A 15,601-nucleotide genomic window follows, 5' to 3' on the forward strand; every position below is an offset into this window, starting at 1 on the left:
ACGGTATCTCGAACAACGTGCGGAAAGCGCTTCCATTCCGCGCTTCCCCCTGAGAACGGAGTAGCAGTCATGGCCGACGCCGTGGCGAAACAACCCCGGGTCGCCCCCCGGGGCACCCGGCGCCGTACGGGAGCGACACCACGCCGCCTCCCGTACCTGCTGATCGCCCCCGCCGGGCTGCTGATGCTGGGCTTCATCGCCTATCCGATGCTCAGCGTCCTCTACTACAGCCTGCAGAACTACAACGTCACCAAGCCCTGGCGGAACGGCTACGCGGGCTTCGAGAACTTCACCCGCATCTTCACCGACGACCCGCAGTTCTGGGACGCGCTGACCTTCAGCGGCAAATGGGTCGTCACCGAGGTGCTGCTGCAGCTCGTGCTCGGCGTCGCGCTCGCCCTGCTGGTCAACCAGACCTTCATCGGCCGCGGCATCGCCCGCGCCCTGGTCTTCTCGCCGTGGGCCGTCTCCGGGGTGCTGACCACCACCATCTGGATGCTGCTGTACAACCCGTCGACCGGCATCAGCCGCTACCTCGCGGACGCCGGGATCGGTACGTACGGCACCTCCGTGCTCTCCGACACCGGCACCGTCTTCTGGGCCGCCGTCCTCGCCGAACTCTGGCGCGGGGTGCCCTTCTTCGCCATCCTCATCCTCGCCGACCTGCAGTCCATCCCCAAGGACCTGTACGAGGCGGCCTCGGTTGACGGCGCCGGGCGGGCGCGGCAGTTCTTCCACATCACGCTGCCGCACCTGAAGGACGCCATCGTGCTGTCGACCCTGCTGCGCGGGGTGTGGGAGTTCAACAACGTCGACCTGCTCTACACCCTCACCGGCGGCGGCCCGGCCGGGCAGACCACCACGCTGCCGCTGTACGTCGCCAACACCGGGATCAACGGCCACGACTTCGGCTACGCCTCCGCGCTGACCACCGTCGCCTTCGTGATCCTCCTCTTCTGCTCGATCCTCTATCTGCGCCTGAGCAAGTTCGGAGGCGACACCAAGTGACCGCCGCACTCGCGGAACAGGACCACCGGTCCCCGGCCGCCCCCGCGGCCCCCGTCCCGCCCGCCGCCTCCGGCAAGCGGCGCGGACGGTCGGTCGACGACGGCGTACCGCGCTGGCAGATCTATGCGCCGCTGGGCCTGTATCTGCTGTTCACCCTCGTCCCCTTCTACTGGATGCTGCTCTTCGCGCTCCGCCCGGCGGGCTCGACCTCGCTGGTGCCGTGGCCGGTCACCGGGGAGCACTTCGCGAAGGTCTGGAACGAGCGCGCCTTCGGGACCTTCTTCCAGAACAGCATGATCGTCGGCGTCGCGTCGCTGGTGATGACGACGGTGGTCGCGCTCGCGGGCGGCTACGCGCTCGCCCGCTTCGACTTCCGTATCAAGAAGGGCTTCATGCTGGCCCTGCTCGCCTCGCAGTTCATCCCGGGCGCGCTGATGCTCGTACCGCTCTTCGAGATCTTCAAGAACCTCCAGATGATCAACTCGCTGGGCAGCGTGATCATCGCGGAGACCGTCTTCCAACTGCCCCTGTCCATCATCCTCATCAGCGGCTTCATCAAGAACGTGCCGGTCTCCCTGGAGGAACAGGCCTGGGTGGACGGCTGCGGACGGCTGCGGGCCTTCTGCGCGGTGGTGCTGCCGCTGCTGCGGCCGGGGCTGATCGCGGTCGGCTCCTTCGCCTTCGTCCACAGCTGGAACCACTTCCTGTTCGCGCTGATGTTCCTCAGCTCGCAGGACACGCAGACCATCCCGGTCGGTCTCAACACCCTCATCGGCGCCGACAGCGTCGACCTGGGCGCCCTCGCGGCCGGTGGCGTGATCGCGGCGGTGCCGGTCGTCATCGTCTTCGCCTTCATCCAGAAGTGGCTGATCACCGGCTTCAGCGCGGGCGCCGTCAAGGGCTGACCCCGGTCACTGTTTTCGCGGGCAAGGAGGTCCGAACCATGCGCACGACACACCCCGGGGGACGCGGGGCCGCCGAGGGACACCCACCCGTACCCGTCGTCCTCGCGGGCGCGCGGGGACACGGCCGCTGGCACCTGGAGAACATCCGGCGGCTGGCGGGGGAGGGGCTGGTGCGGCTGGCCGGGGTGTGCGAGCTCCGGCCGCTCGACGCGGAGGAGCTGGGCGACGGATTCGGCGAGCCCGGGCCCGAGCAGTCCGGCGACCTCGGCGCGCTGCTGGCCCGTACCGGCGCCCGGATCGCCGTCATCTGCACTCCGATCCACACCCACGCCGACCTCGCCCTCACCGCCGCCGCGCACGGCGCGCAGCTGCTGCTGGAGAAGCCGCCCGCGCCCTCCTACGCCGAGTTCACGCGGCTGCGCGACGGGCTCGCCGAGCTCGGCGCCGCCTGCCAGATCGGCTTCCAGTCCCTCGGCTCCCACGCCCTGCCCGCCATCCGGAAGCTCATCGCCGACGGCGCCATCGGCACCGTACGGGGCATCGGCGCCGCCGGGGCCTGGGCGCGCGACGAGGACTACTACACCCGCGCCCCCTGGGCCGGGCACCGCACCCTGGGCGGCCGCGACGTCATCGACGGCGTCCTCACCAACCCCCTCGCGCACGCCGTCGCCACCGCCCTGCGCATCGACGGCGCCGACCGCGCCGAGGACATCACCGCCCTGGAACTGGAGCTGTACCGGGCCAACGACATCGAGGCCGACGACACCTCCTGCCTGCGCATACGGACCTGCTGGGGCACCACCCTCACCGCCGCCGTCACCCTGTGCGCGGAGGAACCCGGCGAGCCGTACGTCGTCGTCCACGGCGACCAGGGCCGCATCACCTTCTGGTACAAGCAGGACCGGGTCCGGGTCGAGCGCGCGGGAGCGCCCCCCGAGACCACCCACTACGCGCGCACCGACCTGCTGGAGAACCTGGCGGCCCATGTGCGCGACGGCACCGAACTGCTCGTCCCACCGGACCGCACAGGCGCGTTCATGCGCGTCGTCGAGGCGGTCCGCACCGCCCCCGCACCGGTCCCGCTGCCCGCGGACGCCTGGCGCACCGAACCCGGTGCGGGCGCGTCGGCGGGCGCGAAGCGGCGCGTCGTCACCGGCATCGACCAACTGGTCGCCGCCGGAGCCGAGCGCCTCGCTCTGTACTCCGAACTGCGCGCCCCCTGGGCCGCACCCCCCGCGGAGGTCCCGCACCCATGAACGCACGCATCAACGCAGGCATCAACGCCCCCACGAACGCACGCATGAACGCGCCCACGAAGGCGTCCTTCACCAACCGTCCCCCCTGCACCGTACTGCGCCACGAGAACCGGCCCGTCGGCATGTACGTCCACCGTCCGCAGCTCGCCGGGACGCTCGCCCCGCGCCCGTATCTGCACCCGGTACGGACCCTCGGCGGCACCACCGTCACCGAACAGCCGGGCGTGTCCATGGCCGTACCCGACGCCTACGGCAGCCAGCGCCACCTGGGCTGGCTGCTGCGCGACCCGGACGGATTCGTGGAGGAGCTGTCCTGGGGCGGCGCGGGCGGACGGCAACTGCTGCTGGAGCGGCGCACGGTCGCGGTGCGGCCCCTGTCGGCGGGGTGCTGGGCGCTGGACTTCACCACGGCGCTCACCAATGTGACCGGCCAGGAGATCGGCATCGGGGGCGCGGGTTCCGGGTCCGGCGGGGGCTTCTTCTGGAGCGCGCCGCGCCATCCGCAGCCGCCGCGGGTCTTCAGCGCGGGCGGTGAGGGCGAGGCCGCCGTGGACGGGAGGTGCGCGGACTGGGTGGCGCTGGCCGCCGAGGACTGGACGCTGGTCTTCGCCGGGGCGACCGGCGACACCCGCTCCGCCCCCTGGCACGTGCGCACCGGTGAACACCCCGGCGTCGGCTCGGCCCTGGGCACCCGCGAACGGCCGCTGACGATCGCCCCCGCCGACACCGTGACCCGGCGCATCGTCACCGCCGTCGCGGACGGATGCCTGCAGCGGGACGAGGCGGCCCGGATCGCGGGGCAGCTGTCGGACAAGGGAGCGGCCGTATGAGCGAACCCGTATGGCGCGCCGACCTCGGCGACGGTACGTACCGCAACCCGATCCTGGACGCCGACTGGTCCGACCCCGACGTCGTCCGCGTCGGCGACGACTACTACCTCACCGCCTCCAGCTTCGGACGCGCCCCCGGACTGCCCGTCCTGCACTCCCGGGACCTCGTCAACTGGCGCATCCTCGGACACGCCCTGGAACGGCTCGAACCCGCCGGCGCCTTCGCCCTCCCGCGCCACGACTGCGGGGTCTGGGCGCCCAGCATCCGCCACCACGACGGCCGCTTCTGGATCTTCTGGGGCGACCCCGACACCGGCGTCCACCAGATCAACGCCCGTGACCCGCGCGGGCCGTGGAGCGCCCCGCACCTGATCAAGCCGGGCAAGGGTCTGATCGACCCCTGCCCGCTGTGGGACGAACACGGCAACGCCTTCCTCGTCCACGCCTGGGCCAAGTCCCGCTCCGGCGTCAACAACCGGCTCACCGGACACCGCATGAGCCCGGACGGCCGGGAACTCCTCGACGACGGGCGCGTCATCGTGGACGGGGACACCATCCCGGGGTGGTTCACCCTGGAGGGCCCCAAGCTCTACCGGCGCGACGGCTGGTTCTGGATCTTCGCCCCGGCCGGTGGCGTCGAAACCGGCTGGCAGGGCGCCTTCCGCTCGCGGGACTTCTTCGGCCCGTACGAGGAGCGGACGATCCTGGCCCAGGGCCGCACCGACGTCAACGGCCCGCACCAGGGCGCCTGGGTCGACACCCCGGAGGGCGAGGACTGGTTCCTCCACTTCCAGCAGCGCGGCGCCTACGGGCGCGTGGTGCACCTCCAGCCGATGCGATGGGACGACGCGGGCTGGCCGGTGGCGGGCGACGAGGGCGAGCCGGTGGCGTGGTACCGCAAGCCGAAGGGGACCACAGCGGAGATCCAGGCCCCCGCCGTGGACGACGCCTTCCCCCATGGCCGGTACGGCCCCCAATGGTCCTGGACGGCCAACCCGGTGGCGGGCTGGACGACCCCGCACGACGGCTCCGGGCTGTGGCTGACCTGCCACCGGGCCGATGCGGCCGAGGACTTGCGGAAGCTGCCGAACGTCCTGGTGCAGCGGCTGCCCGCCGAGTGCTTCACGGTCACGGCCGACCTGGCGCTGGAGAGCGAGGCCGAGGGGGCCAAGGCCGGGCTGGCGGTGCTGGGCGACGCGTTCGGCTGGATCGGCCTGGAGCGGGTGGCGGACGGCGTCCGCCTGGTCCACCGCTTCGCCGGCGTGAGCATGGAGCGCGAACGCGAAGCGGAGCGCCCCCGCCCGGCCCCCGGCGCCCGGGCCCGCCTCCGTATCGAGGTCGCGCCCGGCGCGCGTTGCCGCTTCTCGGCCGACACGGGCGACGGCTTCCGCCCGTCGGGGCCCGTCTTCGCCGCCACGCCGTGGCGGTGGGTGGGCGCCCTGCTGGGCCTGTTCGCCACCGCCCCGCCGGGGCGCGGCCCGGCGGGCCACGCCACCTTCGCCGACTTCCGAGTGACGGACGGACCCGAGTGATGGAGATGTTTCCCGAAACCGGTGGCTCCGGCGCCGTGTTGTGGGCAGGCGTTCCGCGGAGGGGGCACCTCCCAGCGGTAGCTGGGGGAGGAACGGGTGGGCACAACACGGCCCGCACTCGGCCACGCACCGTGCCCACGACGGCGCTCACCCTGGTGGCGGCCGCCCTGCTCGCACTCCTCGGCGGCGCGCCCAGCGCGAGCGCCGACGCGCGGCATGCGCGCATTCTGCACGTCGCAGCCGACGGCTCCGCCGACTTCCGCACGGTGCAGGCCGCCGTCGACGCCGTACCGGCCGGGAACGACCGGCCCGTCACGCTCGCCATCGCCCCCGGCACCTACCGCGAACAGGTCCGCATCCCCGCCGACAAGCCCCACCTCACCCTCCTCGGCACCGGCAGGCACCGCGCGGACACGACCATCGTCCACGACACCCCCGCCGAGTACGGCGGATCCACCGGCAGCGCCACCGTTCTCATCGCGGCGAGCGACGTCACGGCCCGCCACCTCACCTTCGTCAACGACTTCGACGAGGCGGCCCACGACCTGAAGGGCGAACAGGCGCTGGCCATGAAGACGACCGGCGACCGGATCGTCTTCCGGGACACGGCCTTCAAGGGCAACCAGGACACCCTGATGACGGACAGCCCGAAGCTGACGACGAACAGCCGGGTGTACATCCAGAATTCGTACATCGAGGGCGACGTCGACTTCATCTACGGACGCGCCACCACCGTCATCGAGCGCTCCACCATCAGGGCACTCTCCCGCGGCAGCGACACCAACAACGGCTACATCACCGCCGCGAGCACCTGGAAGGGCAACCCCTACGGCTTCCTGATCACCCGCAGCCGGGTCGTCAGCGACGCGCCCGACCAGACCTTCCACCTCGGGCGCCCGTGGCACCCCGGCGGGGAGCCGGACGCGGTCGCGCAGGTGCTCATCCGCGATACGCGCCTCCCCGCCGCGGTCAAGTCCGCCCCCTGGACGGACATGAGCGGATTCCCGTGGCAGGAGGCGCGCTTCACCGAGTACCGCAACACCGGACCGGGCGCGGCGGGGCCGGACCCCGCCGCCGGACGGCCGCAGATGAACGAGGCCGACGCCGCGCACCACGAGGTCGCCGACTACCTCGCGGGGACGGACGGCTGGGCACCCCAACACACCAGGAGATGCGCATCATGAAGCAACCATCCCCGCACCACAGAGCCGCCGCGGCCGTCGCCGTCGTCCTCAGCCTCGCGTTCACCGCCACCGCGTGCGGTGACGACGGGTCGACCACCGGGGAGGAGGGGTCCGGCAAGGGCACGATCACGTTCTGGGACAACAACGGCGGCCCCCGGACGGCGGTCTGGAAGAAGATCATCGCCAAGTTCGAGGACAAGAACCCGGACATCAAGGTCAAGTACGTTCCGATCCCGATCACGAACGTGCAGTCGAAGTACGACACGGCCATCCAGAGCGGCGGCGACAGCCTCCCCGACGTCGGCGGCGTCGGCACCGCGTACCTGGCGAACATCGCCGCCCAGGGCGCCCTGGACCCGGTCACCGACCGCATCGAGGACAGCCCCCTCAAGGGCAAGCTGATCAAGAACATGGTGGACAGCGTCCGCGCGGCCGGCGGGGACGACGAGGAGCTGTTCTCCGTCCCGACCTCGGCCAACCAGGGCACCCTCTGGTACCGCACCGACCTGTTCAAGTCCGCCGGACTCGCCGCCCCGACGACCTGGGACGCCTTCTACAAGGCCGCCGACAAGCTGACCGACAAGGGCAAGAACAAGTTCGGCTTCACCCTGCGCGGCGGCGCGGGCTCGATCGCCCAGGCGCTGGACATGATGTACGCCCAGTCCGGGATCTCCTCGTTCTGGGACGGCGACAAGACGACGCTGAACGACCCCAAGAACGTCGCGGCGCTGGAGAAGTACGTCGCCCTCTTCAAGAAGGCCACCCCCTCCGCCGACCTGAACAACGACTTCGCCAAGATGGTCGCCCAGTTCGACCAGGGCGACATCGGCATGCTCCAGCACAACCTCGGCAGTTACGTCGACCATGTGAAGCAGCTCGGCAAGGACAAGATCGCGGGCATACCGCTGCCGCCGTCCCGGGCCGGGTCGGCGCGCACGATCGTCTCCAACCCGGTCGACGGCCTCGGCCTGTTCAAGGCGAGCAAGAACAAGGCGGCCGCCTGGAAGTTCATCGAGTTCGCCGCCTCCCCGGAGATGAACAGCCTCTGGAACGAGGACGTCGGCGCGATCCCCGCCAACGTCGGCGCCGCCGACGACGCCTGGATCAACCAGGCGCCGCCGACCAAGGCCGCCCTGGAGTCGCTGAACGACCCGCAGACGAAGGTCGTCCAGCTGCCGTACTACCTCCCGGACTGGAACAACATCAGCAAGGCCGACAACGAGCCCGCCTTCCAGAAGGTGCTGCTCGGCCAGATGACCGCCAAGGCCTTCTGCGACAAGGTCGCCGGGGAGCTGAACAAGGCCCAGGCCGACTGGAAGAAGCACCGGAAATAGCGGTCCCCGCGCGGGTACGGGGCGGCCGCACCGCACCGGCGGCCGCCCCGGCCCCGCCTCGTACGAAAGGTCTCGTCATGTCCCTGACCCGAAGACGCGCGGCCGCCTCCCTCGCCGCGCTGCCGCTCGCCCTCGCCGCCCCCGGCACGGCGGCGGCCGCCGCCACAAAGGCCCGCACCACCGTCTACCTCGCGGGCGACTCCACCGCCGCGACCAAGCAGCCCACCGCCGCGCCCGAGACCGGCTGGGGCATGGCCCTGCCGTTCTTCCTGGCGGACGACCGCTTCACGGTCGCCAACCACGCCGTCAACGGCCGCAGTTCCAAGAGCTTCTACGACGAGGGGCGGCTCACCCCCATCCTGGCCGCCCTCCGCCCCGGCGACTTCCTCCTCGTCCAGTTCGGCCACAACGACGAGAAGACCGAGGACCCGGCGCGCGGCACCGATCCGCAGACCACGTATCCGCAGTATCTGCGGCTCTACCTCGACGGCGCGCGCGAGCGCGGCGCGCACCCCGTGCTGCTGACCTCCGTGGAGCGCCGCAAGTTCGACGCGGCGGGCAACGCCCTGCCCACCCACGGCGCGTACCCTGACGCCGTACGCCGTCTCGCCAGCGCCGAAGGCGTGCCGCTCCTTGACATCCAGGCATCCAGCATCGCGCTGTGGCAGCGGCTCGGACCCGTGGCCACCCAGGACTGCTTCAACTGGCTGGAGCCGGGGGAGTCGCCCAACTACCCGGCCGGGGTCCAGGACAACACCCACTTCCAGCCGCACGGCGCGATCGAGGTGGCCCGGCTCGTCGCGCGCGAGCTGGCGGCCCGGCGGGTGCTGCGGCCGCGCGACGTCCGGCGGCTGGACGCCGCGATCCCGGACAGCTGGATCACCTGGTAGCCACCGCCTTCCCCGTCCCCCGTCTCCAGGAGTCATCATGTTCAGACGTCATGCCCGCGTGGCCGCCGTGCTCGGCTGTGCCGCACTCGCCCTCGGCGTGGCCCAGGGCCCGTCGGCAGCCGCCCAGACGCCCCGGATCGGCGCCCTCCCGGCCGGTGACGGCTGGGCCTCCGCCGACGGCGGCACGACCGGCGGCGCCAAGGCCGACAAGGCGCACACCTTCACGGTCACCGGCCGGGCCGAGCTGGTGAAGGCCCTCGGCAACGGCGACCCGACCCCGAGGCTGATCTACGTCAAGGGAACGATCGACGCCAACACCGACGACGCCGGGAAGCCGCTGTCCTGCGCCGACTACGCGACCGACGGCTACTCCCTGGACGCGTACCTGACCGCGTACGACCCGGCCACCTGGGGCAAGGCCGCCCCGTCCGGCCCGCAGGAGGACGCCCGCGCCGCGTCCGCCGCCCGGCAGTACGAGCGCGTCGAGCTGAAGGTCGGCTCCAACACGACCATCCTCGGCGTCGGCCGGAACGCCAAGCTGCTGGGCGCGAGCCTCCAGATCCGGGGCGTGGACAACGTCATCGTCCGCAACCTCACCTTCGAGGACGCCTTCGACTGCTTCCCCGCCTGGGACCCGGCCGACGGCGACGACGGCAACTGGAACTCCGAGTACGACAACCTGGTGGTGTACGGCTCCACCCACGTCTGGGTCGACCACAACACCTTCACCGACGGCCGCCGCCCCGACAGCGCCCAGCCCAGCTACTACGGCCGCCTCTACCAGCAGCACGACGGTGAACTGGACGTGGTGCGCGGCGCCGACCTCGTCACCGCCTCCTGGAACGTGTTCGCCGACCACGACAAGACGCTGATGATCGGCAACAGCGACAGCGCGGGCGCCACGGACCGCGGCAAGCTCCGCGTCACGCTCCACCACAACCTGTTCAAGAACATCGTGGAGCGCGCGCCGCGCGTGCGGTTCGGCAAGGTCGACGTGTACAACAACCACTTCGTCGCGCCCCGGAGCGGCTACGCGTACAGCTGGGGCATCGGGGTCGAGTCCCAGCTCGTCGCCGAGGCCAACGCCTTCACGGTGCCGTCCTCCGCCGACCCCGCGAAGATCATCAAGAAGTGGAAGGGCACGGCGCTGACCGCGAAGAACAACGAGGTGGGCGGCAAGCCGGCCGATCTCCTCGCCCTCCACAACGCGGGCGTCCCCGATGAGCAGCTGGGCGGCGACGCGGGCTGGACCCCGAGCTTGCGCACGCGCGTCGACGCGCCCCGCGCGGTGCCCGGCATCGTCGGCAAGGACGCGGGCGCGGGCCGCCTCTGACGGCCTCGCCGGCACCCTGAGCAGGGGCGGCCGGGCGTCAACTGGCCCCGCCCGGCCTCCCCTTCCCTGTCGATGTTCTGGTCAACTCCAATTGGACTGCCGGGCAATGCAGGTCGCAGAATGATCAAGAGTTGCCATGGCCTATCGCTGGACGATCGCGATTCCGTAATCTGAGAATCCTCCAGACGGCGGCAACCTAATCTGGACCGGCGGCAACTACGCCATGGAGCGGGTCGTTCAGGATCCCACGGCCCGCTCTCTCGACGCAGAACAGGAGTTGCCATGAGAGTGAGGCGAAGCCGCGGTCGCCACCGCCGTCGCAAGGACCGCACCCTGTCGCTCGGGAGCGCCGTGATCGTGGCCTCCGCCGTGGCCGGGGTGTACCTGACCGCCTCCCCCGAGGGCGCGAGCGCCGTTCCGACCACCATCTACGTGGCGCCCGGCGGCAACGACAGCCAGGCTGGCACCCCTGCAGCTCCGTACCGCACGCTGGAGAAGGCCTTCGCCGTGGCCAAGCCCGGCACCACCATCGAGGTGCGCGGCGGTACGTACTACCCGACCCGGACCCTGCGCAGTTCCGTGAGCGGCACCGCCGGGGACCGCGTCCAGCTGCGGCCGTACCGGGGCGAGAAGGTCAGGATCGACGGCTCCCGGCTCCGCGAGGGCGCCCCCCTGCTCTCCCTGAGCGCCGACTACTGGACCGTCTCCGGCCTCGAACTGCGCAACGCCCCCGGCAGCGGCCTGGTCTGCACCTCCTGTTCGCGCGGCGTCTTCAACAACCTCACCACCCGCGGCAACGGCGACACCGGGTTCACCCTCCGCGGTGACAACACCGACGGCAACCTCATCCGGAACCTGGACTCCTACGGCAACCACGACGACGCCACCGGCGGCAAGAGGGCCGACGGCATCGCGATCACCCATGGCTCCGGCTCCGGGAACGTGATCACCGGGTCGCGCTTCTTCGACAACAGCGACGACGGCCTCGACCTGTGGATGTGGGCGAGCCCCGTCGCCATCGACCACTCCTGGGCCTGGGGCAACGGCATCAACCGCTGGGGCATCCGCGACTTCGAGGGCGACGGCAGCGGATTCCAGCTCGGCGCCGACACCGGCTCGGCGCCCACCCCCGCTCATGTCGTCCGGGCGTCCGCCGCCTGGAAGAACTCCAAGAACGGCTTCACGGCGGGCGGCAACACCGGCGCCCTGCGGCTGCTGCGCACCACCGCCTACGCCAACCAGGGCCGGGGCTACTCCTTCCCCGACTCCCGCGTGCTGCTCCAGCAGAACCTCGCCGTCGGCAACGAACGCGGCCAGGCCGACACCGGGGAGTCGGCGGTCTCCCGGGGCAACAACTGGAAGCCCGACGCCTCGATCACCCCGCCGTTCGTGACCACCGAACCGGGCACGGCGTACGGCGCCCGGCGGCAGGACGGCTCGCTGCCCGTCACCAGCTTCCTCGTGGTCGCCGGTGATACGGAGGTCGGCTCGACCATGAACTGAGCGCCGCCGCCGGGGAGACGTGTATTTCCCCACCCCGCCCCTTCCCGATCCAAGGGGCTCCGCCCCTTGAACCCCGGCCCGGCGCCCTGCCGGGCCTGCGGCCCGCATGCGCGCCGCCGGGGGAGCCCGCCCGGCGGCGCGCGCGTGGGGAGTGTGGCCTACTGGTGGCCCATGATGGCCCGGGGGCGGTAGGGGGCCTCCAGGCGGGCGATCTCGTCGTCGTCGAGGGTCAGGTCCACCGCCGCCACCGCGTCCTCCAGATGGGACAGCTTCGTGGCGCCGACGATCGGCGCCGTCACGGCGGCGCGGCTGAGCAGCCAGGCCAGGGCGACCTGGGCGGGGGAGACGCCGCGCTCCCCGGCGACCGCGCGCACCGCGTCGACGATGTCGAAGTCGGCGTCCGCGTACCACCGCTCGACCAGGGGGTCGTTGGCGGCGCGGGTCGTGGAGCCGGTGCGGTCCCGGTCGCGGGTCCCGGCCAGCAGGCCGCGCGCGAGCGGGCTCCACGGGATGACGCCGACGCCCTGGTCCAGGCAGAGCGGGTTCATCTCCCGCTCCTCCTCCCGGTACAGCAGGTTGTAGTGGTTCTGCATGGAGACGAACCGCGTCCAGCCGTGCGCGTCGGCCGTGTGCTGGGCCTTCGCGAACTGCCACGCGTACATCGAGGACGCGCCGATGTAGCGGGCCTTCCCGGCGCGCACCACGTCGTGCAGCGCCTCCATCGTCTCCTCGATCGGCGTCTCATGGTCGTAGCGGTGGATCTGGTACAGGTCCACATGGTCGGTGCCCAGCCGCCGCAGCGAGGCGTCGATCCCGGCCAGGATGTGCTTGCGCGACAGCCCCCGGTCGTTGGGGCCCGGGCCCATCGGGTTGTAGACCTTGGCGGCCAGCACATAGTCGTCGCGCCGCGGAAAACACTCGGCCAGCAGCTCGCCGGTGATCTCCTCGCTGCGGCCGACCGCGTACATGTCGGCGGTGTCGAAGAACGTCACCCCGCTCTCCACCGCCCGCCGCACGATCGGCCGGGACGCGTCGAGGTCCAGCTGCCACGCCCGGTACGAGGGGTCGCCGTAGCTCATCATGCCCAGGCAGATCCGCGACACCTTGATCCCCGACATGCCCAGTCGTGCGTACTCCACGGCGGTCTCCTCTCCCGGCCCCTGACAGCCGCCTCGGCTTCGGCCGGTCACAGGAGACCACTCCGCACGCCCGATGTCAGCCCCTCGGGGCAGGCGTGTCAGAGGCGGCGGGTGGCGAGGGTGAGGCGGTCGCGGGCGTCGAACAGCGCGTCCTTGATCATCTGCTCATGGGTCGCGGTGAGCCGGGCCACCGGCACCGAGCAGCTGATGGCGTCCCGGGACGGGGTGCGGTACGGGATGGCGATGCCGAAGCAGCGCAGGCCCAGGGTGTTCTCCTCGCGGTCCACCGCGTACCCCTGCTCGCGGATGAGGTGCAGCTCCTCGATCAGCTTCTCGCGGTCGGTCAGCGTGTGCTCGGTGAGCGGGCTCAGCGTCTCCGGGAGCAGCTTGCGCACCTGCTCGTCGGTGTACGTGGCCAGCAGCGCCTTGCCCAGGGAGGTGGAGTGGGCCGGGAGGCGGCGGCCGACGCGGGTGAAGGGGCGCAGATAGTGCTGGGACTGGCGGGTGGCGAGGTAGACCACGTTGGTGCCGTCGAGCCGTGCGAGGTGGATGGTCTCGGTGGTGTCGTCCGAGAGCCGGTCCAGGGTGGGCCGGGCCGCGGCCACGACCTCGTCGCCGTCGATGTAGGACGTGCCGACGAGCAGCGCCCGCACCCCGATGCCGTACCGGGTGCCGGTCGCGTCCGTCTCCACCCAGCCCAGCTCGACCAGGGTGCGCAGCAGCATGTAGAGGCTCGACTTGGGGTAGCCCACGGCCTCCTGCACGGATGCCAGACTGTGCATCCCGGGCCGGCCGGCGAAGAACTCCAGCAGTTCGACCGTGCGGACCGCCGACTTGACCTGGGCCCCGCCCGTCTCGGCAGCTGTCATCGCCTTGACCCCTCTGTTCGACCAGCCATAGAGTCCCGATGGAATTCATCAACCGGGACAGCGTTCAGCATATCGAACAACAGTCGATGTGCGAGACGCAAGCAGCGGTAACACAGCAGGAGGAATCCGCGGTGTCAGCACCAGTGTGGAGCGTCGACCCCCGAACCGGAAAGCAGCGTGAGCAGGTAGCGGTCGAAGCCACGGCGGAGGAGGTCGACAAGGTGGTGCGGGCGGCCGACGCCGCACGCGGCTCCCTCGCCGACCGTACGGTGCGCGCCGCCTTCCTGCGCACCGCCGCCGATCTTCTCGACGAGGCCCGTGACACGATCGTCGAGGCCGCCGACGCCGAGACCGCGCTCGGCCCGGCCCGGCTCACCGGCGAGCTGGCCCGGACCAGCTACCAGCTCCGGTCCTTCGCGAAGATCGTGGACGAGGGCGCCTTCCTCGACGTCCACGTGGACCACGCCGACGCCACCCAGACCCCGCCGTGGCCCGATCTGCGCCGCTACAAGCTGCCGCTGGGCGTCGTCGCCGTCTACGCCGCCAGCAACTTCCCGCTGGCCTTCTCCGTGCCAGGCGGCGACACCGCCAGCGCCCTCGCCGCGGGCTGCCCGGTCGTCGTCAAGGCGCACCCCGACCACCCCGCGACCTCCGAGGTGGCCGCCTCCGCGCTGCGCCGCGCCGCCGAGCAGCACGGGCTGCCCGCCGACGTGATCTCCGTGGTGCACGGTTTCGACGCGGGTATCGAACTCATCAAGCACCCGCTGATCGCCGCCGCGGGCTTCACCGGCTCGATCCGCGGCGGCCGCGCCCTCTACGACGCCGCGGCCGCCCGGCCGGTGCCGATCCCCTTCCACGGCGAGCTGGGCAGCCTCAACCCGGTCGTGGTCACCGAGGCGGCCGCCGCCGAGCGCGGTGACCAGATCGGCTCCGGGCTCGGCGGTTCGATGACGCTGGGCGTGGGCCAGTTCTGCACCAAGCCCGGCTTCGTGCTGGCGCCCGCGGGCGCGGCCGGTGACGCGCTGGTCAAGTCGCTCACCGAGGCCGTCAGCAACACCGACGCCGGGGTGCTCCTGGACCACCGCATGCGCGACAACTTCGTCGCCGGGGTCAAGGAGCGCGCCGAGCTGGCGGACGTCGAGGCTCCGGTGACCCCGGGCTCCGGTGGCGAGCACAGCGTCAGCCCCGGCTTCCTCACCGTCCCGGCCGCGCGCCTCGCCGAGCAGGGCCCGCACGATGTGCTGCTGGAGGAGTGCTTCGGCCCGGTGACCGTCGTCGCCCGGTACGAGAGCGACGCCGAGATCACCGCCGTCCTCGGCCGCCTCCAGGGCAACCTGACCGCCACCGTCCAGATCTCCGCCGCCGAGGCCGAGGGCACCGAGGGCCGGGCCGGTGAGCTGATCGCCGAGCTGACCCCGCTCGCGGGCCGGGTCCTGGTCAACGGCTGGCCGACCGGCGTCGCCGTTGCCCCCGCCCAGCACCACGGCGGCCCGTACCCGGCGACCACCTCCACCTCCACCTCGGTCGGCGGCACCGCCATCGAGCGCTGGCTGCGGCCGGTCAGCTACCAGGACACGCCGCCCGCGCTGCTCCCGCCGGAGCTGCGCGACGACAACCCGCTCGGGCTGCCCCGCCGGGTCAACGGCATCCGGGAACAGCAGGGCTGACACCCCCCGGTGACGGCACGGCCGTGGGGGGGGGGGGCCCCCCCCCCCCCCCCCCCCCCCCCCCCGCCCGGGGGGGGGGGGGGGGGCGCCGGGGGGGGGGGGGGCGGGGGGGGGTGGGAATCCGGGGCCCCCGGGGGTGTTTACCCCCGCG

Annotated in this window: 12 protein-coding genes and 1 pseudogene; 11 read left to right on the plus strand and 2 right to left on the minus strand. The window is 71.9% G+C overall.

The features are described from left to right. Positions 1-69 precede the first annotated feature (69 nt). The 10 genes and pseudogenes from ACFZCY_RS08875 (at position 70) to ACFZCY_RS08920 (ending at position 11,775) form a co-directional block, all read left to right on the plus strand. Positions 70-1,008: a sugar ABC transporter permease gene (locus ACFZCY_RS08875; RefSeq protein WP_361483200.1), complete on the plus strand. Its 939-nt coding sequence runs from the start codon at positions 70-72 to the stop codon at positions 1,006-1,008. After that, positions 1,005-1,913: an ABC transporter permease subunit gene (locus ACFZCY_RS08880; protein ID WP_391170342.1), complete on the plus strand. Its 909-nt coding sequence runs from the start codon at positions 1,005-1,007 to the stop codon at positions 1,911-1,913. Before ACFZCY_RS08875 ends, ACFZCY_RS08880 begins: the two co-directional genes overlap by 4 nt. Positions 1,914-1,951: 38 nt before the next feature. Beyond that, entirely contained in the window at positions 1,952-3,169 is a 1,218-nt protein-coding gene (locus ACFZCY_RS08885; RefSeq protein ID WP_391170344.1) for a Gfo/Idh/MocA family oxidoreductase, read from the plus strand. Between the two features lie 44 nt (positions 3,170-3,213). Continuing rightward, positions 3,214-3,999, plus strand: coding sequence for a DUF6807 family protein (locus ACFZCY_RS08890; RefSeq protein ID WP_391170448.1), 786 nt, complete (start codon positions 3,214-3,216; stop codon positions 3,997-3,999). Continuing rightward, a complete protein-coding gene (locus ACFZCY_RS08895; RefSeq protein WP_391170346.1) occupies positions 3,996-5,531 on the plus strand; it encodes a family 43 glycosylhydrolase in 1,536 nt (511 codons plus the stop codon). The genes ACFZCY_RS08890 and ACFZCY_RS08895 overlap by 4 nt, the downstream gene beginning before the upstream one ends. Before the next feature lie 224 nt (positions 5,532-5,755). Then, positions 5,756-6,715: pseudogene (locus ACFZCY_RS08900) on the plus strand (pectinesterase family protein); the annotation flags it as partial. Then, entirely contained in the window at positions 6,712-8,049 is a 1,338-nt protein-coding gene (locus ACFZCY_RS08905; RefSeq protein ID WP_391170348.1) for an extracellular solute-binding protein, read from the plus strand. The pseudogene ACFZCY_RS08900 and the gene ACFZCY_RS08905, both read left to right, overlap by 4 nt. 77 nt (positions 8,050-8,126) lie before the next feature. Then, entirely contained in the window at positions 8,127-8,939 is an 813-nt protein-coding gene (locus tag ACFZCY_RS08910; protein ID WP_391170350.1) for a GDSL-type esterase/lipase family protein, read from the plus strand. Between the two features lie 37 nt (positions 8,940-8,976). Then, complete coding sequence (locus ACFZCY_RS08915) at positions 8,977-10,272, plus strand: polysaccharide lyase family 1 protein (RefSeq protein ID WP_391170352.1); 1,296 nt, start codon at positions 8,977-8,979, stop codon at positions 10,270-10,272. Between the two features lie 282 nt (positions 10,273-10,554). Next, a complete protein-coding gene (locus ACFZCY_RS08920) occupies positions 10,555-11,775 on the plus strand; it encodes a right-handed parallel beta-helix repeat-containing protein (protein ID WP_391170354.1) in 1,221 nt (406 codons plus the stop codon). Positions 11,776-11,933: 158 nt separating this feature from the next. Here ACFZCY_RS08920 and ACFZCY_RS08925 read toward each other — a convergent pair whose 3' ends face one another. Continuing rightward, entirely contained in the window at positions 11,934-12,914 is a 981-nt protein-coding gene (locus ACFZCY_RS08925) for an aldo/keto reductase (protein ID WP_391170356.1), read from the minus strand. 98 nt (positions 12,915-13,012) lie between these two features. Then, positions 13,013-13,783, minus strand: coding sequence for an IclR family transcriptional regulator C-terminal domain-containing protein (locus ACFZCY_RS08930; RefSeq protein WP_391170358.1), 771 nt, complete (start codon positions 13,781-13,783; stop codon positions 13,013-13,015). 86 nt (positions 13,784-13,869) lie between these two features. Here ACFZCY_RS08930 and ACFZCY_RS08935 point away from each other — a divergent pair, with 86 nt between their 5' ends. Further along, entirely contained in the window at positions 13,870-15,450 is a 1,581-nt protein-coding gene (locus ACFZCY_RS08935; RefSeq protein WP_391170450.1) for an aldehyde dehydrogenase family protein, read from the plus strand. The last annotated feature ends 151 nt before the right edge of the window (positions 15,451-15,601 follow it).

It is taken from the genome of Streptomyces sp. NPDC007983 (assembly GCF_042958345.1).
GTDB lineage: Bacteria > Actinomycetota > Actinomycetes > Streptomycetales > Streptomycetaceae > Streptomyces.